The organism is Shewanella sp. SM55, assembly GCF_025654025.1.
Classification (GTDB): Bacteria; Pseudomonadota; Gammaproteobacteria; order Enterobacterales; family Shewanellaceae; genus Shewanella; species Shewanella oncorhynchi.
This window is the reverse complement of sequence record NZ_JAKKRS010000001.1, coordinates 576,650-603,166: the sequence shown is the minus strand read 5'-3', so window position 1 is coordinate 603,166 and position 26,517 is coordinate 576,650. Positions and strand designations below refer to the sequence as shown.

The window sequence follows — 26,517 nt, the reverse complement described above, 5'->3', positions numbered from 1 at the left end:
CATAAAGCACTATCGAACCTTGAGTCTAGATCTGTGTGCTGTTACTTAAAATACGTTTAATTTAAAAAATGCCGTTGTCGCGAGAGTTAAGACACTTTTTTAACAACTTTAATTTTATCAACGACCTTTTTCACATCGTCGGTATTTTCGGCAATTTTCAGTGCTAGTTGACGTTCTGCATCGCTGGCAACTTCACCTTTCAATGTGACTATGCCATTGGCAACATCCACATTAATTTGGGTGCCGGATACGTCAGTTGAAAACAGTAAACGCGTTTTGATGACTGTGGCAACTTTAGAGTCAGTTAAGGTGGCAACAACTTCACTGGTGCCTTCTTTTTCATTCATCACAGTGAGTTGGTTATCGACATCTTTCACTCCATCTAAGCTTTTGATGAGCTCTGTGGCGAGGGCTTTATCCACACTGCTTTCCACTTTACCTGTTAATGTCACTTTACCATCTTTGACATCTGTAATGATGTCGAAGGAATTGAGATTCGTGTTGAGCAGTAAAGTGGTTTCTGCTTTACCATCGATCCACGCATCCTTGGTTCCGCCTTTCCAATCTTGGGCGGCGGCCACATTTAAACTGATTGAACCGACAAGTAAAGCCACTAGTACTGATGCTGTTGTAGTTTTCATAATCATATCCTCCGTTGTTTTCTCGAAGCTAGATAATGCGCCAATCGTGCCAATGTTTTTAAGTTAATGATTTTTAATGTTTTAATTGTTTTATCTGGCGTTTTTATACCTTAGCATTTTCCTTTAGGTCGGTCTTTTTTACCGACAAAATGTAATTTTTTCTGGCATGCTGAGCCATCATTCGAGCATAAAAAACCGCACTCATCAGTGCGGTATTATGTCTGTAGTAAAAGTGGAGGGGAGTCGGTTAAATATGGCTCACTTAGCGACAGGGAATTAATGGTGATTGAGCGATCCCGTACCGTCGTAACTCATTTGCAGCCAAGCGGCACCCTCTGCAAGTTGGTTTGCAAGTTGTGGCTGATGCGCTTGCCTTACTGCTTGTTTTATTTGGATTAGCACTTGCTGCTCTATATCGACAAGGGCGGTCATAGCCTGCGAAATTTGGCACTGTTGCAGCAATTCTGTTGCTTGAGTATAAGTGACGGGCACGGTGTGACTTAGGCCATTAATTGGCTCGTCAGCCAAACGTCTCAGCTGTTCAAACCGAGTTAACATTCGTTGATGGATGTTAGCTTTGGCGGAAAAAACACGCTTAAGATTATAGTCTTCGACATACCTCCTCGCTTGGTTGTAAAATGTGAGTCCTTCCTGATTCAGCTTGATGATTTCATCGATCAACATGATATCGGCGCGGATATCAGTCTGATGTTGCACAACATTAGACTTCATTATGGGCCTCCTAATGCCAGTGTTCGACATAGATTGTTTAACTGCTTGGGTAAACTGATTTTGTTTCGTTCAGCTACCATGCATATTCTGTTCTCGTTTTTAATGATATTTTAACAGGCTGATTTTTAGACTGATATTCTCAGTTCATCGAGATATCATCTTAGAACATCGGCAACTATTACCGTTGCTGTTGTTAAAATTTCATGGCTGACATACAGTAGTTTTTCATACAGGGAGTAGATACGCATGGCTCGACTGACACTTTTTTATCACTTGCAGGATGTTAGCGCCGAGCAAGCAATCATCGAACTTGCTGGTGCTGCTGACTTTAATAAGCTACGCAGTGTCGATGACTTGCCTTGGATAGAGCAGCTAGGGGCAAATCACGTCGATGTTGCCATTATTGAGTTATCCAGTCTTAGTCGTGAAGATTACCTTGTGCTGCTGGATAATGCGGCCATGTCAAATATTGAGTTTATTTTTCTCTCCGACGGTCAGCCAAACCCCAATCTTGATCAGTTAATGTCTCATTTTGCTGGTTACCACTTTCGCAAACCTTACGATATGCCGCTAATCAGCGAAATTTTTGCTGATTTTGCACAGTATTTAGCATCATCGCCTAATCGACAGCATCCTTTTGCTAGCGAGCTAGACCAATACGGTTTGCTTGTTGGTTCATCAGCTCCTATGCACAAGCTATATCGCACAATTCGTCGCGTCTCTGCGACAGGCAGTAATGTGCTGATTATTGGGGAAAGTGGGGTCGGGAAAGAACTGGTTGCTAATACCATACATCTTGCCAGCCCTAGGGTGAACGAGCCTTTTATTGCGATTAACTGTGGTGCATTAAGCCCAGAATTGGTCGACAGTGAGCTGTTTGGTCATGTCAAAGGCGCATTTACGGGGGCGAATCGGGATCACAAAGGCGTATTTGAACAGGCTGAAGGCGGGACCTTGTTTCTCGATGAAGTCACCGAAATGCCGATTGATCATCAAGTGAAGTTACTCAGAGTGTTGGAAAATAGCGAGTATCGTCCTGTGGGTGGCGACAAAGTGCAACGTGCAAACGTACGTATTGTGGCAGCGACTAACCGTGATCCCATAGTGGCGATAGAGGCAGGGCTATTTCGAGAAGATTTGTACTTTCGTTTGGCCCAGTTTCCCATTCGCGTTCCGCCCTTACGGGAACGTGGCGAGGATATTATTGGGCTTGCGCAGCATTTTCTTGCCTATCGTAACGTGGCCGAAAAGCAGAATAAGAGCTTAGCTGAAGACTGTATTCAGATGATTGCTAAGTACCCTTGGTCTGGTAATGTGCGCGAATTAAAACATGCAATTGAGCGAGCCTATATTCTGGCCGATCAGGATATTTTACCCAGCCATTTACAGCTACCTCAGACGAATGAAGTGGGTTTATGTGGTGGTGAACAAGTTGTTATCCCCCAAGGCATGCGCTTAGATGATTTAGAGAGAATCGCTATTTATCAAGCACTAGAAACCACTCAAGGTAATAAAACGGATACCGCCGAACAACTGGGGATCAGCGTTAAAACCCTCTACAACAAGCTTAGCAAGTACGAGCAGCAAGTCGAGACCGGTGAAACGACTGCTGAATAAACATTAATTATCAAATTAATATTGAAACAGAGCTAAGTTTTATACTCTTTTTTTTGTAAATAATAACTCCTATTCTACAGCCCTTAAACAGAAAAAGCGGAGATAGAATATGAAACACTTATTAACAACAGCATTATGGCTTTCTTTGACAGCCAGTAGTTTTGTAAACGCCACCCCAGCAGTAGGAAGTCTTGAAACAGTCGCTGAATTGCCAATACGACCTGGCAATGTCAGCGTCACTGCACAAGGTCGGATTTTTGCCACAGTACATCCATTTGATACACCATCAGGTTTGCAATTGATTGAAGTTAATCGTGAGACCAACGCTTATAAAGCTTGGCCTTCAATGGATTTGCAAAAAACATCGACAGCCAATACTGCTCAATTTGATACCTTATTAGGTATTGCTCAGGACAAGGCTGGACACCTCTGGACCGCAGATATGGGGTTAGAATTAGGCCAAACAAGGATTTGGGGATTCAACATTAAGGACGGCAGTCTATATAAACAAATCGTCCTACCACAAGCTCTCGCGCCTAAAGGCAGCTTTATGCAGGATTTGGTTGTCGACTCTCAAAAAGGCTGGATTTATTTAGCTGATATCGCCAACCCTGGCCTCTTAGCGGTGCGTATCGACGATGGTCATACAATACGTTTTTCAGGTCATAGCTCGCTGCAGGCCGAAACGGATGCAGTAATGAACATAGATAACAAAACAACATTGTTTAATGGCAAAGTCGCCAGTGTAGCGGTCAATCCAATCAGTTTATCTGCCGACGGAAGTACACTCTATTATGGTGCAATGAATGGCACTCACTGGTATCAGTTATCGACTGCAGCTTTACAAACAGGCAATAATGATAAAATTATCGCCACGGTAAAATTAGTCGGAGCCAAGCCTGTATCAGATGGCGCAGCAACGTCCAAACAAGGTAATCATTACTTTACCAATTTGAACCACAATGCCATTTCCATGCTAGATAACAAAGGCACACTAACAACAGCGGTCAGTTCTCCACTACTGGATTTTCCAGATAGTGTGCAATTTGGTGAAACAGGCTGGTTATATATTTCAGTGAATCAATTGCATAAAGCAAAAGCCTTTAATGGAAAAGCCGAAACAGCCAAACCGCCTTATCGCATCATGCGACTCTGGACCGGTGAGGATACTGCTGCGGGTCAATAACACCTTAGCTGCAACTGCAAAGTTGCAGCTTATATTTGCAGTATGAGTTATATCGCAACTGGTATTTACGTTGATGTGAGTCTTTGGTTTAACTCGAAAGCGTCTAGAAATGAGTTAGGTGTTGATTGTGCAAACTATCAATGCCTCTTATTGTTACTGGCACAGGTCAATATTGAATGGTGAGATAATTTTTGGAACAAGGAACAAGGAACAAGTTCAGTGAAACTCAATCAACCTTCTAAAAATGCATTTTATATTCAAACTCTGAGTACTCAGTACCGACCTCTATTATGGCTGTTTGCTGCTGGGTTATTACTGCTTGGTTTACTCTGCGCCAGAGCAACCTATTTACAACCCGATCCGATACTACAGCTCGTTCTCGGCTGGGTAACACTGTTTCTATTGTTACCCGTGTTACCGACTGCGTTTGTTCAGCAACAGTGTTGGTTAGATGCTGAGCAACAGCAATTGTGGCTCGGTAAAGGTTTATTCAATGGGAGGTATATGGGATTGTGGCGGTGGCGTTCCTATGCCTTTTCGGACATCAAAGCAGTGCAACTTTATCAGCTGCAAATCACCCGCTGGCATCAGATCAGCCGCAATCGCCAAGCGGAAGATACTGTCCAACATTATCTGGCTTATTTAGAATTGCACCAGCCCAACGGTGCTCAATTGATATTGGGTGACAGTACTGATAGAAAGGAATTACAACAAGTTCTACAGCAATGTGCGCAGGCAATAGACTGTAAATTTCAGGATTTTAGTAACACCACTCAAAAATCACTTCCCAAAGGTAGTGAATTTAATTTCATGCGGGTACTGGTTCTGCTGGTTATATTTATTTTGTTGAATATTTTATATTTTTTGTTCGTTCTATAAATGCCCAGTCATCCAGCCTAAAAAGTTAGGCTGGATGTCCTCCACAACGATCACTCATCTTGCTCTGTGGTTTCCTGATAAGGAACAAACACTTTAAGAGATGCTGGCTGGACTTCAATAGTGAGATCCGCTGGCTCAAATACTTCACCATCAATCACATATTTACACTTAGGCTGGCTGCTGATGGTGACCTTTTTAGCATGTGCATGATGGACTTTACTTGCACTCGCTTGTTGATCTCGCACATTTTTATTGCCTTCTTTTACCCATCCTGCAATCGCTAATTCAGCGAGGCTAAGCAACTGCTCTTTGGGTTCATCGCCAGCATCCAACCAAGTAATGTCGAGCAAACCGTCGGTCATGTTTGGTTCGCCATCGCCCTGCGCCAACACGCTGGTAAACGGTGCGGCATTGGCAACGATTAGGCTATGGGTCGTCAATGTTGTGGGTTTTGCATCATCTAAGCTGAGCTGGATGGTTAAAGTGATATCGGCATTCACTGCGCGCCATAAGCCATCGAGGTAGGCAAACTGGCCGAGGGCATTTTTACGCTCACGGTTTGCGGATTCAATCATTTGTTGCTCAAACCCTATGCCCACAAGCAACAACACTAACGCCTCATTACAACGCGCGGTATCAATGGCTTGGCAATGCCCTTGAATAATATTATCCAGCGCCTGAGAGATAGGAATAAGCTTACTGCCTAAACCAAAGAGGGCATGACTGAGGGCATTAGTTGTGCCAAGAGGAATGATGCCTAAGACGATATCCGTATCAACGATTTGAGAGGCCACTTCAGTCACAGTACCATCGCCACCACAGGCGATAATGATATCTGCGCCTGCATTACGGGCTTGCTCGGCGAAGACATTTGCGGTTTCGTCTGCTGTTGTGAGTTTTAAAGTCAGGTCAAAATAGGCTTTAAGTTCATCTTGGATTTGCTCGCTGTATTCTTGCCATTTCCCGCCACCAGAGACTGGGTTGGCGATAATCCACGCCACTTTGTGGATGTTAATTTTCCCTTGACTTAGCATGCGATCGAGCGCGCGTAATTGCCATTTGTTTAAGCCAGCGGTTTTGCGAATTTGCTTTATCTGCTGCAGTACTTCGGCGAAGTGCTGTTGTTTATCTTTACAAACCAAATAAGCGGCGAGTACCAGCACTGAGCGGCCACGACCCATAGCACAGTGGATGAGTACCTGTTTATTGGCGCGCACTTGGCGGTGCAGCCAGTTAACGGCTTGATTGAGTTGGGCGCTGGTCGGTACGCTATGGTCGAGGATGGGAATATTTAAATACTCGATATGATCTTCAAATTGCGACCAATCTAAGCCATCAAATTCAGCGGTGACATCCAGAATGGCAGTGATCTTATTGGCTTTAATCTTTTCCAGATCTGCGGAAAAGAGTCTACAGCCGAGATACAGATGTTCATCAATCCTTTGCATGGGCGGTACTGAATCGTATTTTCTGGCCCAGTGGTTATAGAGTCGACTACCTAATAAAAAGGGAATAAAACCCCAACGAATATACCAAGGAATAGTGCCATCTTGGCGTTTTCTAAAAATACTGGCGAGATTAAACCAATAGGCTGAACCGACTAAAAACAGTGACAGACTTGTCCATGCACAAATGAAAGTGAGCAGGGGAGAAGTGTCTGTTACTGCAAAATAGGCTAACAATACTGCACCTGCAGTGTACAAATATTTGATGTGGATCTTCGTTAGCATGCAAGTCCTCCAATGCCATTGTTCTTGGTTAAAATCGTTGCACTTGAATGGATAGATGTCGAGATGAGAGATGCAGAAATGAGCGAGTCTAAACCAAAAGAGTGGCAATAGACGAGTCTATTGCCACCCTAAAGTCAGGTTTGTTTAGCACTTAGTATCTTTAGCTTTAACACCTTCTTTGACTTCTTCACAGGCATCTTCGATAGCGTTACCTGTATCAGTCATCACTTCATCGATTTTTTCGCCCGCGTCTTCGGCTTTGTTATCACTACAGGCCGTTAAACCTAGGGCGAGTAATAATGCGAATGCAGCACTTGTCATCAGGGTAAATGGTTTCATATCTATCTCCTTTTCTAAAAAAAAATTATAGTCGCGGTGATTTACCCTTAAGGGCATTGATCAGCAGAGAAATCACTAATAACACAATAAATATGAAGAAAATGATTTTCGCTATTCCCGCCGCTGCGCCAGCAATCCCAGCAAATCCTAACAACCCGGCAATCACGGCAACAACTAGAAATACTAATGTCCAACCTAGCATAATAACCTCCTGCCCTTGTATTAATCCTTCGCATGACCGTTTGTGTCACTTGTAAGGTAACGGCTAATGGCTCTTACTTGATTGCGATCTTAATGCCAACTTTAAAAATTTTAAGTAGTTAATTGATTTTAAATATAATTTAAATCATTTTATTTAAAATGGTGTGAGTGAATTAAAAGAGGGGTAGGCAATTTTTACCTAAGCTTCGGTAAGAGTTTCAGCCTAATACGTTGAATCAAAGACTGTGAGCTGATGTCGTTCATAAGTAAAGATAAATAAAAGCCGACACTGTGAGTTTGTGTCGGCTTGAAGATATTATGATCTTATAATACAAGATGATAGGAGCTAAATACGTTTAAAAACGATTTAATGGTTTCCAGCGTTGCAGGCTAACCGGAATGCTCGCGCCTTGGGATAACAGCAAGTTAATGCGGGATTGATACGCCGCGCCCACCATTAAATGTTTGGCTAAATCCACCGCATTACGGGCCTTATAGTCATCTAAATAACTGCCTTTCGCCCACGCATTAAATGCGCCGAGCGCTGGGCCTGCCCAAATTTGGTAATCCATTTCGCGGCCGACTTCACCTGTGTTTGACCAGCGGCTCGAAAGACCCAAATACCAGCGGAAAATCAGCGCCATCTTACGTTTGGGGTTATCCAATGCACGCTCGATTTGCTTAGGATCGCGCTCGTTAAAGTGGGCGACAGTGCCCGCCCAAATATCATCGAGTGATGAGCGGAACACTTGCTCTTCGAGCTTTTTACGCTCGTCCACAGGGATGGCATCAATCGAATCGTAACGGGTGTAGATCTCATACAGCTTATTGGCGCGCATCGGGAACAGAGTGCCGCGCTTAACCACTTGTAATTTCACGCCCATTTCGAACATATCGGCGGCAGGCGCCATAGTCACATCGGCCATTTCTGTGGTGGCGAGCAACTTACGTGTGTGTTCACTCGCGCCCGCTTCGACGCAGGCTTGGTTGATTGAACCTGTGACGATAAAGGCCGCGCCCATGTTGAAGGTGGCTAATGCAGCATCGGGAGTACCGACGCCACCGCCAGCGCCCACACGGATGGGCGTCTTGTATTGATACTTAGCTTGGATTTCATCTTTGAGCGCCAAAATCGTCGGTAATAGCGTGACTAATGGACGATTGTCGGTATGGCCGCCTGAGTCGGCTTCGGCCGTGATGTCATCCGCCATGGGCACGAGTTGCGCCATCACCATTTGGTCTTGGCTGATAAGGCCGTCACTCACTAATTGCTGGAGGATTTTGGCCGGCGCTGGCTCCATAAACTTAGTCGCGACTTCGGTGCGGCTGATTTTTGCGATGACTTTGTTGCCAATGACTATTTCGCCATGTTCGTCGCGGCTCAAACCTGCTGCGCGGTAATAAACGATTTGCGGCGTTAAACCTAAAAATGCCGAGGCTTCGACCGTGCGCACTTTATGTTTTAAGAATAACTCAACACTGCCGCGCTCTAATGCGGGCTCACTTGGGCTGTGAATTAAATTAAAGGCGTAAGGACCATTGGGTAGCGCCGCTTGAATGCGAGTAATGGCCGCTTCAACGCGGGATGGGATTAACCCCGCCGCGCCAAACGAACACAAAATGCCCGCTTGGCCCAGCGCGATAACCAGTTCTTCCGAGGCAATACCGTTGGCCATAGCGCCAGCGTAGTAAGCGTATTTAACCCCGTGTACGCGGCGAAAATTACTGTCGCCTAAACTTTGGGTGCCAAGGGCGGGCGCAAAGGCGCTGACGGGGTGTGAGCCCAGTGGCGCTTGGCTGTCGCTTGTGGTGACTTCGGCCGTTTGCGCTATGCCTAAGCCTTTTTCACTGTGATTCACTAAGTAACAGGCTTGGCTTAAATCTTTGAGTTTTTTGCCTAATGCGTCGATATCAAAGCTCAGCGCGGCATCGTTGACTTGCCACGGCCAAGGGCTGAGTTTTTCGTTATTGCTATTGAATTGATCTAGAGTATGGCTAGTCATCTTGGGTCTCGTTTTTATTGCTGCTGCGTTGCTATTACCTGGGTAAAAAGTTCGGGTGTAAAAGCCAACGCAGCGGCAGGATTATTTTTAAGTTATTCAATAAACAGAATTTAGCGTATTAAGCTTCTTCAATACAGATGGCGATATCTTTAACTTCATAAATTCGCAGGCCATCTTTACTCAAGTTGGCATCGCCCATAATGATGCGTTTGCCATTGTCGTCTGTCACGCTGGTAATGTGCACATCCAGCGACATCTGCTTGTTTAATGGGTTAATTTGGCCGCGATATTTCCATTTGATATCCGATAAAATCTGCCCAAATTTTGGATTTTTAAAGCCAGCGCCAAGGTCTTGGTCAATCGCATAGGTTTGCATCAGCTCGATAATGGCTTCAACCCCTAATGAGCCTGGCATCACAGGATCTTGATGGAAGTGGAATTGGAAGAACCAATCACTCGGGTCAATGGTGCGCTCGGCGTATAAATAGCCAAGGCCCGCTTTACCGCCGGTTTTCACTATATCGGCTTTGTCGATAAAGTTAAGCTGACCGCCCGCTAAACGGTAATGTGGTTGACCTTTTGGTGCATTAAAGCTGCGATGTTGTTTATCTAACAGATTGATTTGGCTATCGGCGGCTATGCCATTTTGCACATGCCAAGGCTGAGTTGTCTTGCCGTTGTCTATGCCTAACTGGTTTTTCAGCGCATCGCCCTTGAAGTAACCAAATACCGCTTTACCTTGGTAGAAAGGCTCGCCATCGCAGCTTAATTCAAAACTGAAATTCTGGATGATGTTGCTGCCAGCAATTACAGTCGATAACAAACGTGAGTCGTTCACTATGGTTTTGCCACGTAAATCCACATGGCGCAGCAGCTTACCGCTGCCGTCTAAGTTACGGAAAAACAGCTCTTGGCCGGGGAAGCCCAAGGTGGTGCCCATATAACCTGAGATAAAACCGTTTGGCTGCAGTGATATCTCCATCAGCACAGAATAGGGCATCACGGCGTGATGGCTGTTTTTATCGTAATACCAAGCGTTTGCGGGCACTTCGTATTCAGCGATACATGAAGAGGGCTTTTTCAGCTCGCCGCGTTTGCCGTCAATCGCAATGACGCGAGTCGTGAGCTGCAAATCTCCGCAAGGCGTGCGCGGTGGAATAAGGCCGCGATAGATGCTGAAATCGGGGCCGAAGCAGTTTTCGATATCGCCCGTGGCAAATTCGAACATGTGATACGGCGTGAACGGCAGGGTATCGGGCACGCGGTTGGCGTACTTTGAATCCGCTGGCGCAATCGGCGCGCTCACATGCTTAAGCGGCACTACGCCTTTATTGGTTGGCGCAGTTAAATCAGGCAACTGTGCCATCAGTGGCGCAGCTAAGGATGCAGAGGTAAGCGGCGCCGCTGAAGCAGCATTCTTGGCAGCATGGCTAGCTACATGGTTAACTGTGCTGGCATCGTTATCCGCGAGGTAGCGGGTGCATTCGGCTTCTTCTTTGATCATCACCCCAAGGTTTTGGAAATCCACGACCACTTTGCCATTGAGCAAAATATCGATATTCGCCTTAGCATACGGGCGCGGGCTCATACCGATTTCGGTGATTTCCATGCGATAGGTGAGCAGGCCAGATTGCGGCAAGACTTGACCGCGACAGCGCACTTTTTGTGACGCGTTTTCTAGCGGTTGGAAACGACCGTTTTTGACGCCCCCTTCTTCTGTACTGGCATGCATCCCAATATGCAGCATAAAGAATTGTAGTAATTGACCACAGCCTTCGGCCATTAATGATCCCGCCATCACTTGGTCGCCCTTGAAATGACACGGGAAATACCAATGATCGGCTTCGAGCTGCTTATGGCCTTGAACTGAACCTAAGCCCCACGCGCCGCCATGCACCTCAAGATTGCTGACCTGTTCAATCATCAGGAATTTTTCAGATGCAAAACATAAAGAGGGCTGCAACCCATATTGGGCTTGATGCGCCGCGTGTGCACCGCCAAAACAGCCACCGATATCCGCGCCGAGCAGTTTATGGATTTGGCTGTAATCAAATTGGTTTTGCGCGCAGTTCAGTAACGGATTAAAGCGCGGCTTATTCGGATTGTTCAAGGCAAGGTTGCGCGCTTTGATTTCGGCTTCGGTGTGAATAACGCCTTTGCCGTCGGCCAGTTCTTTATCGGTGAAGAAGCCGGCACAGCCGCCATCCATTTTCAGGATCAGCTTGTCGCCCACGAAACATTCGTAGGAGAAGAAGAACAACAAGGTATCGCCATTGCGGGCAAAGTGATTGATGGAAATGTCGTAGCGCAGGGTGTCGCCACCGCGCGGTAAGTCGCCAAGGAAGGTCAGGGTGCAATCGAGCAGACGATAAACGCGCTCGCCTTTATTTTCAAAGTCGATACCTAAGTAGCTGATCAGCATTAAGTCGCATTGACCCGATTCAACGGCCACGGCCCACGGAATTTGACCATCGACCAAATACGGCGCGTCCACAGGAATGTCGTATTCTGTGGTCATAGTGCAAGGCTGATATTGGTTCATCTGGGCGTTTAATTTCGTTACCCGAGATACCAGTAAATAGTCTGTGGTTGGCAGACGTACACGGCGCGAATAGCTGTCGATAATGGCGTAATCTTGGCCAAAGACGTTAGCGATATCGCCTTCGGCGTACTCGACTAAATCCGCATAATCCCAAATACAAGGCTTGCTTATCGGTGTTGGCGGCGTGTACAGAGGCACTTTTGCATGGTTTGGATAAAGCGCAGGATGTGGAAGAACCGCTGTCGCAGATGCCTGAACAATGGCTTGCTGTTGTACTGGCGCAGCTTGGCCATTGACGGCTAACTCGCTGGCAAGCTGGGCTTTCATCAAGGCATCGGCCAGTTTCAAGCCTTCAGCACGGCTTTGTAAAAAGGCTAAATGGGCTTCACGGGCGAGTTGCTGATTGCTTAAAAATGCCGTGTCTTTTAGCTCTGCTTGAGCGGCGTTTTTATTGGGCGTGCTTAGGGCATTAATTGGCATGCTGCTTAATGTCTCTTTTTGTTGAGCCGTGGTTGGGCTGCTTGTTGCAAAGCTATTCGTGTCTTTGCTAGCTATTTGGGCCAAATGTTTGCGTTGGCTGCGCGCTGGCAGTGCTGTCATGGCTCGGGCTTTTTGTTGTATAGCATCAAGGTCCGCCAACGGCGTATCCAGAATATGCTGATAGATATCGCGGCCACCGAGCGTTACTTGTTTTATTAAGTGTTTTTGCTCTGAAAGCGTTAAGTCTTGTTCAAGCCTTTGCTGCAAACTGTGCGCTTGCGTGGCACTTTGGCTGAGCAGTAACTGCGAGCATTTACCTTGGCTAAACGTCGCTACGAGCGCGTGCTGCACTTGATTAGCTTGTTGCTGTACTTGGTTTTTTAATTGCCCATGATTTTTAAGCTGAAGCAGCGCGCTCAAAATACTCGCCATACCCGCAGCGGCAAAGTTGTGGCCTAGGGTATCAGCAGCTTGGCTGCGCTGGTTCACACTCGGCAACAGGGTATTGAGTACCAGCTCTGAATCGGCAAGTTGCTCAACCGCAATACTGGTTTCAATCAAGTTAATCTGGCTGCTATTCACCTTGGCTTGGGTTAGCAAGTCATCGCAAATACGCGCAGTGTTGCTATTACCTTGTATGTCACAAATCGCGCCAAATACTTGGCCGCTGATGTGACCATAACTGTCGCCATAGCTGCTATTGGCATTAGCATTGTCAGCGGCATTACTTGGCTGGGCTGCACTTGATTGCGCTGTTGTGAGCACTAACGCGCCAGCACCTTCACCGACTTTCCAGCCTGTGTCAGTGGCAGTAAATGCCACTGGCGATACGGCGTTTTTAAGGATCACTTGCTCTAAACTGCCACTTAAATCGACGGCGGCGATCACTACGGCATCTAAGGATTCTTGGGACAACAGATTTTCGGCCACATCGATACAGCGGGCGACCGATTGCTCCGCCGCCGAAATGGTAAAGGCAGGGCCGTTAAAGTCCCAAAGGGATGCGATACGTGACGCCATGATGTTGCCAATAAAACTGGTGTATTGGTTCAGTTTGGCGGCATCGAGCACACTGTCCATGGCGATCTTTTCAAGGGCGAGATACTCGGCTTGTGTGAGTGTTATCCCTTGTTTTTTAAGACTGTCTGCCAGTTGAGTGTGCAGATTTACGCGGCCACGGAACTGGTGTAATTCCAGTTCGGTTTCCATCGCTACTAATACAGCAACCTTGCCACCGGGTTTTAAGTTGGCATCACGGATCGCTTCATCGGCCACTTTGATCAGCAGCAGTTGCTGGGAGATCAGGCGATCATCCTCATTGGGCGGCACTTTAAAGCGCAGGAAGTCAAAATCGAACTGGTCGATATAGGCGCCTTGCGGGACAGAAGGCAAGCCAAAGTTAGCTAAGATCTCAGGATGTTTATCTAAGCCTTTCCAACGTTTAGCGGGTAGCGGGATAAAAGTATCTTGCTTCGCGCTTATCGTTTTATCCAGTGCATTTATGGAGGATAAAGGCCCGAAGTGTGATGCTAAGCCAATGATATTTAATGGTGTGTGCTGATAACTTACAGTAGCAGCCGGTTGTTCACTCTTTTTGTTTGTATTGGCAGCATAGGATTCCAGCAATAAATGCGCGTTACAGCCGCCAAAACCAAACACAGAAACACCCGCGTGGCGGCGGTCATTGCCGGCTTTATCTGGCCAAGCATGCAACTCTGTTGGCAGATTTTTAGCGCTAAACAAGCCCTTAGGCGAAGATATCGGCGCTGATAAGTTAATACTTGGCGGCAGTCGACCCGAGCGCATGGCAAAAATCATCTTCATGATCCCCGGCATGCCCGCGGCTGTGAGTAAATGGCCTAAGTTGGATTTTGCCGAACCGATCAGCGGCACCGCAGAGCCCGCGAGTTTGTCCTCAAAAAAGCGTTCCATCGAAGCGAGTTCGACCTTATCCCCAAGCGGCGTGCCTGTGGCATGGCATTCAATCACTTCGATATTGGCGGGCAGTGTGTTTGCCGCACTATAGGCGCGCTCGAAGGCTTGCACTTGGCCCTTGCTGTTGGGGCTTAATACAAACTGGCCTTTACCGTCGTTCGACAAACCAATGCCGCTGACGACGGCATAGATGTTGTCGCCATCGCGCTCGGCATCTTCTAAGCGTTTTAAGACTAACACCCCAGCGCCTTCTCCAGCGAATAAGCCCTTGCTATTGCTATCAAAGGGCGCTGAAATACCGTGATCTGGGTAGGCGTGGAAAATTGAGAATCCCATGTTGATAAAAAAGGGATCGGCGCCCGATACTGCGCCCGCAAGCATCATGTCGGCCTTGCCAGTTGTTAGGTAATCGCAGGCGAGTTTGAGTGCATAAACCGAGCTGGCGCAGGCGGCGTCCAGACTCAACTGGGTGCCACCCAAACCGAGTGCATCGCTGACTAGCTTTGAGGCTGTGTGAGCAACGGCGCCATTGGCGACGTTTAAGGCTTGGCTATTGGCATTGAGATCGTTAACTGAGTTGCCAAAGTCAGTCAGCTGAAATGCGCTTTGGTTAAGTTTGTTTTGCAGCGCCTTTTCAACAGTTTGATGATACAGAGGCAAAAACAGTTCGTTGGAGCGGGCGGTGGGGAACGACAAGGTTCCCATTACAATACCTGTGCGCGCCAGTACGGCATCGCTTGGTGCAATCCCTGCGTCTTGAAGGGCTTTGCGACTGCAATCGAGTGCCCATAAAAAGCTTTCATCTAATCCGTCAAAGGCGGACTCAGGCAGTTGATAACCCTTGGCATCAAACTCAAAGTGTTGGATATAGCCGCCTTTATCACAGTAAAAACGGTCAGATTGCCCCTGAACACCTTGGTAATCGGCGGGATTGGCATTGAGCTTTTCGCGACTGATTTGGGTGCGAGAGTCTTTTTTATCCAACAGATTTTGCCAGAAGGTTTGTGGATTATCGGCGTCAGGATACTGAGTCGCGAGACCGACAATCGCAATTTTTGACGCACTTTTTGATGCGCGGTTTGACGCAATGGTAGGCACGTTAGTTTTATCAATCGTAGGGGAATGCTGAGAACTCACAGGGGTTCTCCTTTTGGTGATACAGCTGATGATAAAGGGGCTGCATTAGCACTTAATGGCTTAATGAGCGGCGCGAGCGACAGTGGCACTCTGTGGCTTATCAGCTGAGCTAAGCACTTGAGTAAGCTGGTAATCGCATCGGCACCCTTGGCATTGCAAGCAATGGCGACTGTTGCCTCGTGCACCGTGCTTTGGCCTGCATGGGCATGGCTGATTTTATCGATAAGTGTGCTGGTTTGCCTATCGGCGCCCACTTCGACAAACAGTCTTGCACCTTGCTCAGTGGCATTTTGAATGAGCGCACTAAAGTCGAGTGGCGAACAAAAGGTATCGGCAATCGCGCGGCCAATGCTGTGGCTATCCACGGTTACTGGCGCAGTTTGTGCTGCGCTAATAAAGCGAATAGGCAGATCTTGCGCCGCCGCTTCCAGCGCCTTAGGTTTCAGCGCCTCAGGCTTTAGTGCTTGAGTATAGAAATCTTGTACTTGCCCGTGGACTAGCATGGCAGGCGCGGTATGCATTGCCGTGACTCGATTGGCGGCAATCCCGCGTTTGCCTAACGTGGCAAGCAGGGCTTTGCAGCTTGTTTCGCAACCTGCAATGACGCAGGTATCACCTTGAATGATGGCTAAGTAAGCGCGAGGGAACTCTGGCAATAATGCTTTGATTTCATTGCTGTCAGCGCGCACCACAAAGCTGTTCCACACTATGGATTCATTATCCTTAAGCTGCCACGCTCGGCGTACTGCGGTTAGCTCGCCAGAAATGGCATGGTTGAAAATATCGCTATTTTCTGTGGCCTTGATCATAGCATGGGGCGTTTGCCACACATCTAGGCTGGCCCACATGGCTGCTTCGCCCATTGAGTAACCGAGCGCCATTTTTGGCTTAATATTAAAGACTTGGGTCAACAGTTTAGTGAATAGATAACTGGCGCCCACGCCACTAATCGCTTGCTGGCTTAAGCTCATGCCCGCTGCAGTTTTTACATCTGCGGCATAAATCTGCGATGATTGCAGCATGGCGCTTAAATCGCCTTCACGTTCTAGCTGGTGATACAGCGCGGGGAAATACTCATGCAAGTTATTGAACATATTGGCGTAAACAGTGCCAACGCCGGGATATACAAAGGTCAGCCCCGCATCCCCTAGCGGCTTAGCGGTGAAATAGCTACCCGCTGGTGTCTTAAAGGGGTGACCATGATGACGCACTGAATCATTTTCAAGCGCCGAAAGCATAGCTTTGGCTTCAAGTTTGAGGTCATCAATTGATGCCGCCATTAAGACTAATGCCAGTGTTGCGTTGACATCATAGCGTTCAAACAAGAATGCGAGTTGATGTGATGCAAATGACGTGTTTAGTGCGCCAATCTCTAGTGAACTAAGCAACTGAAACAGTTTTGCTTTTAGCTCATTAATACTGTCACCACTTATCGGCACAAACAGCCGGTTTTCATCAACAAGAGCTTTGGGCGCGATAACTTGTGTGCCTTGGGTCAGCACAATACTTTGGCTTAGATTTCGAGACTCACCCGTTTGATTTGACGTTTTTGCTACAAGATTTAGACACAAAACCCGCGCTTGATGTTGGTCGCTAAACCAATAGCCTGCTTGATGATTTGTGCCGTTTGCCTCTTTAATATCAGTTGCGCCATGAAGCGGCGCTTGTGTTCGCGCAGCGAGGGCGGTTACGCCTTGGCGCAGCGCAACAAATGCCTCGTTGAGTGTGTTGGCGACGAGCTTATGCTGAACGGTTTGTGCTGGATTGCGCTTTGCCGCCGCTAATGCCGCATTAGCAACAGCCGCATTAGCATCACCTCTTGCCTCATTACCAGCGGCAAAACCAGCGATAAACGCGTGGGCGTGTAGGCGTAGTTTGGCGGCGCGTAAACCATCGAGCAAATACAGAGACTGGGGTAGATTGCCATTATTGAATTTAAGTTCAACGAGCTTGCTTTGCTCAATGGCTGTTGTTGCTTGGCTTAATAACGCAGTGAGCGACCTTTGCTCATGCACTGACGGTTCATGATCTGTCGATTGGTTGGCATCGGCAGCGCAAATCTGAACTCTTTCACGTTCCGCAAACGTCCCTAATACTTGGGCTGAGTGAGAGTCAAGATTGAGCGCATCGCCAAGCAACACTGCAATACGCAGTGGCTTGGCGCTATTTGTCGTTGCTAAAGGAGAGGCTAAGTTCACTCGACTTTTGCCTCCACGCTTTCAATGCTTTTATTCGCAACTTTATTGGCAACTTTATTGGCTAAGAATGCACCGTTGAGGTTTTTGCTGATGGTGACTTTGGCGTTGTTCATCTCGCAGCTTAAACGACCATCTTGATGATACAGCGTGATATTGGCTTCAAGGGCACGGCCAGAGTGTTTCACTACCTCGAGCACTAGATAACCTGTATCGCCAAAGGCAAACGGCGCATGGGAGATAAACTCATCAATGCTTGATGGCAAGCTCGCCGCGCCATATTTGAGTCTCGCCCACACTAGCATCGCCTGCAGCAACAAATCTTCTGCAAAAACTTGTGAGCCTTTAGGCGTGAGATTGGGCACAAAACTCCCGCAGTCCGCTAACGCAACATGGGGAAGACTCACCTTAGCGACTAAGCTCGCATCGTCAAACTTCACCACCGACTCAATACCTTGCAGTCTTGGGCCGTGGAAAAGCGTGCCGTCGCTGTAAAGGCGGCTCGCGGTTGTGATGGCAGAAAGTCCTGCCAAACTGTGCGCGTCAAAAGCAGTTGCTTTGCTGTTAGTGGCTAAGTTATCTCTCGCCGCGTCATCAACAGCATCATCAACGACTAGGATGGCTTGATATTGCGGACGACCTTCAAAGCTGATTAAGGCATTAATTTGTACACTAGCTTGTGCATTGACTAAGGGTGTTAGTTCAAGTTCCAGCGTGATGGGGGCTGCACTTCCTAACACTCCATTTTGTAACACGGCAGTGTCGAAAATAATGCCCTTCAACAGCTTGTAGCTTTGCACTTTGACAGGCTGCTTGAGCACATCAAAGGCGGCTTCACGCATCCACTGAATTGCGCACACAGTCGGTAATACGGGACTACCGTTAATGCAGTGATCTTCAATAAAGATCATTGCCTTAGGGTCCAGTATGCGCTGCAGTGTTAGCGGTCGCGTGAAAGCGATTGCAGCAAGTGTTGATGCCAAAGCATGCGGATCCGACGCGTCAGTGGTCAGATCCGCTTCAGGCTTTTTTAGATTGCTACCTTGAGTTGCTTGCTCGTCACTTGGAACTGTGCCTTGCATATCAGTACCGACCAGCAATTGTGCGCCTGTGTTGCTCAGTAATTGGCTCGCAAATAACTCTGCACCCGCCTTTAACGGGATCACATAAACCCCGCGGTCCATAAACATCTTTTTCAGCGCTGGATTCACCATTCCGCCGTCCCACGGACCCCAATCGAAGCTCATCACTTTGGCATTTGGCAGTTGCTGCGCCAGTTGCAGTGCGGCTTTGTTGAGTATGTCGTTGGACATGGCGTAATCGCTTTGGCCAGTATTGCCGTAAAAACCCGCCGCCGAAGAGAATAGGGCAATCAGTTTTAATTTATCTAAATCCAGTGCGGCAAGTAGATTGTTTATACCTGTGACCTTAGTGCCATACACCCGTGCCAACTCATCTAAGGTTTTGTCTTGGATGTGTTTATCGGCGAGTACGCCCGCACCATGGATGATGCCAGTAATAGGCGACAACTCAGTGATCGGCACTATAGTGCTGGCGATCGCATCTGGATTGTTAACATCGAGACTTAAGTACTCGGCGCTCGCGCCCACAGCGGTAAAGGCTTGCAGTGCTGCTGCAATTTCTAGGCTGCTTTGAACTGGCCATACTAAGGCATCCACTTGTTTTGGCGTGGGTTTCTCGCCCAAGCTTTGAATGTGGGCAATAGCTGCGGCTTTAAGTTCGCTGTTATTTTTACCTTGTGCCCAAGCGGGAATGGCTTGTTGGCTGCTTCTGCCAGCAAGGATAAAGTGCGCCTTGCTGTGTTTGGCTAAACTTAGCGCACATTCAAAGGTCACGCCTTTTGCGCCACCGGTCACCAGTATTTTATCTGCACTCGTCAAGTTTGCCGCGCTGTGGCGGGTATCAGCCTTGCCAGCAACTAAGGTTACGCGCTCAAGTGCTTGGGCTGCGTCTTGGCTAACACCGACTTCCAATACGTTATCGGTTGCAAAGAGCTCAGCGATCACTGCATTGGCCAGTTGCTTGGCATCAAGTGCTGGCGCGATATCTAAGGCGCGGCAATGCACGCTTGGCCACTCGTGGCTCAAGGTTTTAGTCAGACCTGCCAATGCCGCTTGGTTTAACTCGCTGCGGGCAATTTGGCTGTGGTTAAGATAACCAAAGCCACCGTCGATACGACTGACGCTGATAAAGCTGCTGCCAGTATTGGCGGTTGCTGCTGCTGTTGTTAAAAACGGTTGTAAGTGCTTGGCGAACAAGAACGCTTGCTCGACGGATGCCTTGGCGGCATTCGACAGCACTAAACCTTTCGCATCGGCTGAGGTTTTATGTTGTGGTTGCAGATGAATAAAGCCTGCAATCGTACCTAAGTTTTTGATCTCATTAATCACTGCGCTGATGCTGGCATCGTCAATCGCCGCCAATGTGAAGCTGGTAATGTGGCTATTGAGCGGTGATGCACTGGCCACAAGGCTTTCTGGCGAGCGTACAACCGCAACAGTTAGACCTTGAGCATGCAATTTTTCGGCAAGTACGCCAGCATTGTGACCATCATCGCTAATGATAATGCAGGCATCTTTAGCAAAAACGCGTGTTAGAGCTTGTTGCGCTGATTGCGCTGATTGCTTTGACGATTGCTGTGGCGATAGTTGCGCTAGCTCAGCCGCCGCTGGCAACTTTTTTAGCACCACCTCACTGTGTGGCGGTAAATCGATAGTAGGTTCAGGCTGAACGACAGCGCTAACTGGCGCGGCATTCTGGCTTACCGCGTTTTGGCCTAGCTTGCTTTGCCCTATTTCTTTCGAAAAGAGTGCAACGATTTCACCTAAGGTGCGACACTCGGCCAGATCTTCAGGATTGAGTTCAGGCAAACCCGGTAGCTCGTCTTGCACTGTGCCTAAGATTTCAACGCGCTTGATGGAATCGATACCTAGATCGGCTTCCATATCCATGCTGAGTTCCAGCATTTCAGTGGGATAGCCCGTCTTGTCGGCCACTACTGACATCATGGTTTGTTGGATTTTTTCAGCACTTAAGCCGTTATTTATTGTAGCGGTAACAGTGACCTGTGCTGCTGTTGTAGTTGAAGTCGAGCCAACCGCAGGTAGTTTGCTGTTCATGTAGTCAACGATTTCACCTAAGGTGCGACACTCGGCCAGATCTTCAGGATTCAGCTCAGGTAAACCCGGCAGTTCATCTTGCACTGTACCTAAGATTTCAACGCGCTTGATGGAATCGATACCAAGATCGGCTTCCATATCCATGCTGAGTTCCAGCATTTCAGTCGGATAGCCTGTCTTGTCAGCCACCACAGCCATCATGGTTTGTTGTACTAACGCAGCGCTTAAACCGCTGGCGGCAGGCGCGGCAGTTGTCACATGAGTTGCTACGATAACTGATCCCGCAGCTGGCAGCTTGTCATTTTGTGTAAGCTTACTTTGCATGTAGTTAACGATTTCGCCTAAGGTACGACACTCGGCCAGATCTTCTGGGCTGAGTTCAGGTAAGCCGGGCAGTTCGTCTTGCACTGTACCTAAGATTTCAACGCGCTTGATGGAATCGATACCTAGATCAGCTTCCATGTCCATGCTGAGTTCCAGCATTTCAGTGGGGTAGCCTGTCTTGTCGGCAACCACAGCCATCATGGTTTGTTGTACTAACGCAGCGCTTAAACCGTTAACGGCAGGTGCGGCTGTTGCCACTTGAGTTGCCACATTTGCAGCAGTAATAGGCGCTACGATAATTGAACCCACTGCTGGAAGCTTGTCATTTTGTGTAAGCTTACTTTGCATGTAGTCAACGATTTCACCTAAGGTACGACATTCGGCCAGATCTTCTGGGCTGAGCTCAGGTAAGCCCGGCAGTTCGTCTTGCACTGTGCCTAAGATTTCAACGCGCTTAATCGAATCGATACCTAAATCGGCTTCCATATCCATGCCAAGCTCTAGCATTTCAGTGGGATAGCCTGTTTTATCGGCCACCACAGCCATCATGGTTTGTTGCACTAACGCTGCACTTAAGCCGCTCGTTGCTGGTGCCGCAGGTGTCACTTCTGGCATCACTACAGCAGGCATGACTAATGCTGGAGCGGCAGGAGCTGCTGGCGCAACTTGTACAGTCACAGCTGGTGCATAAGCAACGGGAGCGGTTTGCACAACAGGCGCAACAGGTGTGCTAACTGCGGGTCTCGTCGCAACAGCTTGAGCCGCTACTGGTGCAGCATTATGTGGCATTGTCGTTGCAGCAACAGGTGCAGGAGCCGACGCAGTTGCTCGTGGCTGACTTGCAACTGCTGGAGTAAAGTTAATCGGCGCATTGTTTAGCATGGCCAAGGCCGCTTGGCTGCTACTGCTTTGCAGTTGCATAAATTCGGCGTGGCTTTGCAGGGTTTGCGCTTGATGCTGGTGGAACATTTCCATCGAGCGTTGCAGGCTTTCAGGGATTGCAATGCCAAGGCTTGCCATCTTGGCTTGTTCTGTCATCAGTGTCGTGAAAGTATCGCCGTATTGCTGCGGGATAGCTAAAAACTGTTGATGTAACTGAGCCGCTTGAGATTGTGCGCTGAAAAATGCCGTTAACGCATCGCTGCTGACGCTTGCTGTACTTGGATTCAATTGCGCCGTCGCTTGTTGCTGGTGATTGTTTAAGCCTTGCGTCACGCTTGAGGATTTTTGTTTCATTTCAACAGTTGCCACTTGATTCGCTTCCACTTCTATTATTTTTTCAACCACTTTTTCGACGATGACTTCTTTCTCAACGATTTTTTCGACTTCTCTTTCGACAACCGTTTCAACGATGCGATCCACATATTGCACTTGGCTAGTCACGCTGCCTGTGGCGAGGGATTTAGCCATCTTAGCTTTGGTTGCAGCACTAATATGGTTAGTGGCAGTGAGTTTGATGTTCATCGCTGATGGCGCTTCACGTTCGGCAATTTCTTGTGACGTGACGGCTTGATAGGGGTCAACCTCAGTTAACGCCACGCCGGCTACGGCTAATTGCACTGCGGCTAAGCGTAATTGACTGTCACTGTCGCCCTTAGGATTCGGGTTCATGCTGACAAGGCAAAGCTCATTTAAGTGTTCACCTAAGGTATTTTCAACTAACTTTTGCAGTATGTTCTTAGGGCCAAACTCAACAAACACACGGGCGCCAGCGTCATACATGGCCTGCAGTTGTTCGCTAAAGCGAACCGATTGCAGCATGTGTTGTTTGAATTCTGCTTTAATGGCTTTGCCATCGCTTGGGTGCAATTGACCCGTACCGTTGGCATAAAGTGCGACTGAAGGCGCGCTGAATTTAGCTTTATCAATGGCTTTGGCAAATGGCTTTTGTGCGTGTCCAACCAATGGGGTATGGAACGCGCCTGAGACAGGCAGGGCAATCGCTTTAAAGCCCAGTTCACTAATGGCTTTCGCGGCCAGCTGAGTTTGCTCTGTGCCACCTGCGATGACTAATTGCGTCGGCGCGTTGTAGTTGGCAATTTTAACGCCATCAAACTGGGCTAAACAGCTATTGATCGCATCGATATCATTCTTTTGCTTAAGAATAATCGCGAACATGGTTCCTAAATCAACTTGAGTCCCAGTATCGCTCGGCACTTGCGCCATGGCATGCCCACGGGCGAAGGCCAGTTCGACGTAATCTTCATTGGAAATCACACCTGCCGCGCAAAGGGCTGACAATTCACCAAAGCTGTGACCTGCCACCATATCGGGTGCAAACCCCGCTTGCGTTAATAGCGAATATTGCGCCATTGAAACCGCGCCTATGGCGCTTTGGGCGAACAGGGTATTGGTCAGCGCCGCTTCTTGGGCTTTAACCGCATCGGCATCGAATGCCGGAATAGGGTAAAGGATGTTTGATAACGGCGTTTGGCCGTGGTGAGCAAATACCTTATCGCTGGCCGTCACTTGTTGGCGCATTTCCGGGAAATGGCAGGCGAGTTCGCGGCCCATGTTCAGGTACTGTGAACCTTGACCAGCAAACAGGGCAGCCACTTTATTGGAGTCATTCTTGCTATTGGTTTCAGTGACTAAAGCTTTTGCGCGGTAGCTGATGCCAGAAGGTAATTGCCACGCCTCGCTTGCACTGGTTTCTAGGTGCCCGCTTTCTAAATGCGCAATTGATTGATTTAACTGAGCTTGCAGCTGAGCGATATCCTTAGCCACAAAACCTAAACGGGCATCTGTGTCTGCCAGCGGGCGCAGCGGATATTGCTGAGCGATAGCGTTCAGGCTCGCAGCACTGCTCTTATTCGCGTTTGCGCTCGTGTTCACGCTTTGGCTCAGCGCAGCTTTTAACTCGCTAAGCAGCGCGGCTTTATTGGCTGCGGCAAACAATAGCGTCTGCGGCACACTGCGCTGACGATATTGCTCGTCACGGCTATGCTCAGGTTTGTATTCTTCTAATACAAGATGGAAGTTCGTGCCGCCAAAACCAAAGGAGCTTACACCAGCACGGCGCGGCGTTGCATCGGCGCGCTGGAACCATGGGCGAGTTTCGGTATTTAAATAGAATGGTGAGCTTTCGATATTCAGTTTTGGATTAGGCTTGCTAACGTTAATGGTCGCAGGCAATACCTTGTGGTGCAGCGCTAGCGCGGCTTTGATCACCCCCGCAGTACCTGCGGTGGACTTAGTGTGGCCCACTTGGGATTTTACTGAACCTAACGCGATATGTTGATTTGTGTCGTTGCCTTGGGCAAATACTGATTTTAAGCCATTAAATTCAGCCACATCACCTGCGGCAGTGCCCGTGCCATGGGCTTCAACTAAGCCAATGCTGTGCGGGGCAAAACCTGCATCGTCGTAAGCGCGTTCGAGAGCTTTAGCTTGGCCTTCGGGGCGCGGCGCATAAATACTCTTAAACTTACCGTCAGATGAGGCGCCAACGCCTTTGATGACGGCATAAATCCGGTCGCCATCGCGCTCGGCATCTTCAAGGCGTTTAAGCGCGACCATGCCGATACCTTCGCCGATCATCATGCCTTTTGAATCGATATCAAAGGGTTGAATGGTTTCATTGGTGGTGAAGGCTGGCGTTTTTGAGAAGCTCATGTACATGGACGGCGAGTTATCGGTACAGACACCGCCAGTGATCATCATGTCGCTGCGACCTTCGGTCAGTTCAGTTAGCGCCATACGCATAGCAGCGAGCGAGCCCGCACAGGCAGCATCGACCACACAGTTCATGCCGCCAAAATCAAAACGGTTGGCGATACGGCCTGCAATCACGTTGCCTAAGGACCCAGGGAAAGAGTTCTCTTCCCAGTGGATATATTGGTCTTGGAACTTTTTGATCAGCATTTCGCTGTCTTCATCGCTCAGGCCGCTGCTTTTGAATACTTTTTTAAGCACTGGATATTGCAGGCGCGAGTTCAAGCTCTGACTGATTTTTTGACCACCGCCAACCCCTAGGGTAATGCCGATACGATCACGATCGTAATCGGTGGGCAGATTGGCGTCGGCAAGCACTTCTTTGGCGACAATCAGCGACAGCAGTTGCGAGGTATCTGTCAGCTCAAGAATATTGGGCGGCAGACCGAATTCCATTGGATTGAAGTCGACTTCTGGTAAAAAACCACCGCGTTTACAGTAGCTTTTATCGGCTTTGCTTTTGTCGGCATCGTAGTAATCTTCGGCGCGCCAATGGGTGTCTGGGATGTCAGTAATGGCATCGATTTTTTCGCTGATCAAATCCCAAAATTTATTTAAATAACGCGAGTTAGCGAAGATGCTGGCCATGCCGACGATGGCAACGGGCATATCTTTTAAACGTTTGTTGAGTCGTTTATCTTTTTTTGACTCAGTCGCAGAATTAGGTACAGAAGGGGTATGGCTCATAAAGAGTCTCCACGGGTCGACCTGGATACGGTGACCTTGTTTTGGGATTCAGCCGCGTTTGTCTTTGGCGTGCCATGGGCACCGGGAAAACGGGCTAAGAAGGTGTGATAGTTGCGAACGAGCAACTTTCGTAAATGAAACGGCCCATGTCTGAGGACATAGGCGATATATCTATTGGTCGCTTGGGTATTACTGTCTTGATAAATATCGAGGTAAATCCAATCACTTGCTGTGTCTACGCCTAATAGTACTGAACTTGGCGCTTGCTCAGTGAGCTGCGGCGGTATGGTGAGTGACACCACTTGCACCACAGTATTGCCGTCGGTACTCGGCAATGCGAGGGCTTTGGCCAAGGTTTCTGGATTAACCGTATAGGTTTGGATATCGCTGCCTTGAGTCACAGGCAATTGATTAAAATAGCGTTCGGGAACTTGCGGTGCTTCAAATTCATCGAGCCGCGATATGCCATAGCGCTTTAAGCAACGGGCAAGGCCGGAGCGCGACACATTGGGATTAATAAAGGTTTGGGTGACGTTGAGCAATCTATCTAAGGTGAGTTTGAGTTGATAGCGTAATCCCACCACCACATATTCTTCCATCGGCGTGAGCGTGGTATTGAGGTGATGGGGCGTGTTCGAACTGTTACTAATGGACTCACGCTTCCGCCATTTGCGGACTGTTGCCTCAGTAATATTTAAAATTTTTGCCAGCTGGCTGACGCTCAGATCCGATTGCTGGATAAAGAGTCGCATTTCAGGCGTGGTGGTGGCGTTGCGATGCCGAGGTGCGCTGTCTTTTTTCGCCGCTTGAGTCGTGCTCTTGGGGGCGTAAGACGGCGCTTTAGATTGAGAGTCGCGAGCTGCCATTAATAATAATTATCATCCGACATAATCTATTGGGACTGAGAAGCCATTTTGGCTGAGTCAGCTGTGGCACTCTTGAAGAACATAGTGACACTCATCGTAAAACCTGTGCTTATCATCTGTGTCACTTAATGGGGATGCAGATTACCTGAGGTTTCGGGTCGATACAATC

General features: G+C 48.2%; 13 protein-coding genes. 3 read left to right on the top strand and 10 right to left on the bottom strand.

Translation table 11 applies throughout. The features are described from left to right. Positions 1-86: 86 nt before the first annotated feature. The gene (locus L5L91_RS02630) at positions 87-641 is read right to left on the bottom strand and encodes a BON domain-containing protein (RefSeq protein ID WP_105249747.1); all 555 of its coding nucleotides are present in this window, start codon (positions 639-641) and stop codon (positions 87-89) included. 276 nt (positions 642-917) lie between these two features. After that, positions 918-1,373: a hypothetical protein gene (locus L5L91_RS02625; protein WP_028760642.1), complete on the bottom strand. Its 456-nt coding sequence runs from the start codon at positions 1,371-1,373 to the stop codon at positions 918-920. A 246-nt stretch (positions 1,374-1,619) separates the two neighbouring features. Between L5L91_RS02625 and L5L91_RS02620 the strand changes: the two genes are divergently transcribed. The 3 genes from L5L91_RS02620 (at position 1,620) to L5L91_RS02610 (ending at position 5,055) form a co-directional block, all read left to right on the top strand. Continuing rightward, positions 1,620-2,990, top strand: coding sequence for a sigma-54 interaction domain-containing protein (locus tag L5L91_RS02620; RefSeq protein WP_263191362.1), 1,371 nt, complete (start codon positions 1,620-1,622; stop codon positions 2,988-2,990). 109 nt (positions 2,991-3,099) lie between these two features. Beyond that, complete coding sequence (locus tag L5L91_RS02615; protein WP_263160693.1) at positions 3,100-4,176, top strand: major royal jelly family protein; 1,077 nt, start codon at positions 3,100-3,102, stop codon at positions 4,174-4,176. 219 nt (positions 4,177-4,395) lie between these two features. Continuing rightward, positions 4,396-5,055: a hypothetical protein gene (locus tag L5L91_RS02610; RefSeq protein ID WP_173245898.1), complete on the top strand. Its 660-nt coding sequence runs from the start codon at positions 4,396-4,398 to the stop codon at positions 5,053-5,055. Between the two features lie 50 nt (positions 5,056-5,105). Here L5L91_RS02610 and L5L91_RS02605 read toward each other — a convergent pair whose 3' ends face one another. From L5L91_RS02605 to L5L91_RS02570, 8 genes are all read right to left on the bottom strand, one after another. Next, positions 5,106-6,785, bottom strand: coding sequence for a diacylglycerol kinase family protein (locus L5L91_RS02605; RefSeq protein WP_263235605.1), 1,680 nt, complete (start codon positions 6,783-6,785; stop codon positions 5,106-5,108). A 144-nt stretch (positions 6,786-6,929) separates the two neighbouring features. Next, the gene (locus tag L5L91_RS02600) at positions 6,930-7,124 is read right to left on the bottom strand and encodes a hypothetical protein (protein WP_028760637.1); all 195 of its coding nucleotides are present in this window, start codon (positions 7,122-7,124) and stop codon (positions 6,930-6,932) included. Positions 7,125-7,149: 25 nt separating this feature from the next. Next, entirely contained in the window at positions 7,150-7,326 is a 177-nt protein-coding gene (locus tag L5L91_RS02595; protein WP_028760636.1) for a DUF1328 family protein, read from the bottom strand. Positions 7,327-7,681: 355 nt separating this feature from the next. Further along, entirely contained in the window at positions 7,682-9,328 is a 1,647-nt protein-coding gene (pfaD, locus tag L5L91_RS02590) for an eicosapentaenoate synthase subunit PfaD (protein ID WP_263235604.1), read from the bottom strand. Positions 9,329-9,446: 118 nt separating this feature from the next. Continuing rightward, entirely contained in the window at positions 9,447-15,422 is a 5,976-nt protein-coding gene (locus L5L91_RS02585; RefSeq protein ID WP_263235603.1) for a beta-ketoacyl synthase N-terminal-like domain-containing protein, read from the bottom strand. Beyond that, positions 15,419-17,620: a PfaB family protein gene (locus L5L91_RS02580; RefSeq protein ID WP_263235602.1), complete on the bottom strand. Its 2,202-nt coding sequence runs from the start codon at positions 17,618-17,620 to the stop codon at positions 15,419-15,421. The genes L5L91_RS02585 and L5L91_RS02580 overlap by 4 nt, the downstream gene beginning before the upstream one ends. Further along, the gene (locus tag L5L91_RS02575; RefSeq protein ID WP_263235601.1) at positions 17,617-25,482 is read right to left on the bottom strand and encodes a type I polyketide synthase; all 7,866 of its coding nucleotides are present in this window, start codon (positions 25,480-25,482) and stop codon (positions 17,617-17,619) included. The genes L5L91_RS02580 and L5L91_RS02575 overlap by 4 nt, the downstream gene beginning before the upstream one ends. Then, entirely contained in the window at positions 25,479-26,348 is an 870-nt protein-coding gene (locus L5L91_RS02570) for a transcriptional regulator (protein ID WP_263235600.1), read from the bottom strand. Before L5L91_RS02570 ends, L5L91_RS02575 begins: the two co-directional genes overlap by 4 nt. Between the last annotated feature and the right edge of the window lie 169 nt (positions 26,349-26,517).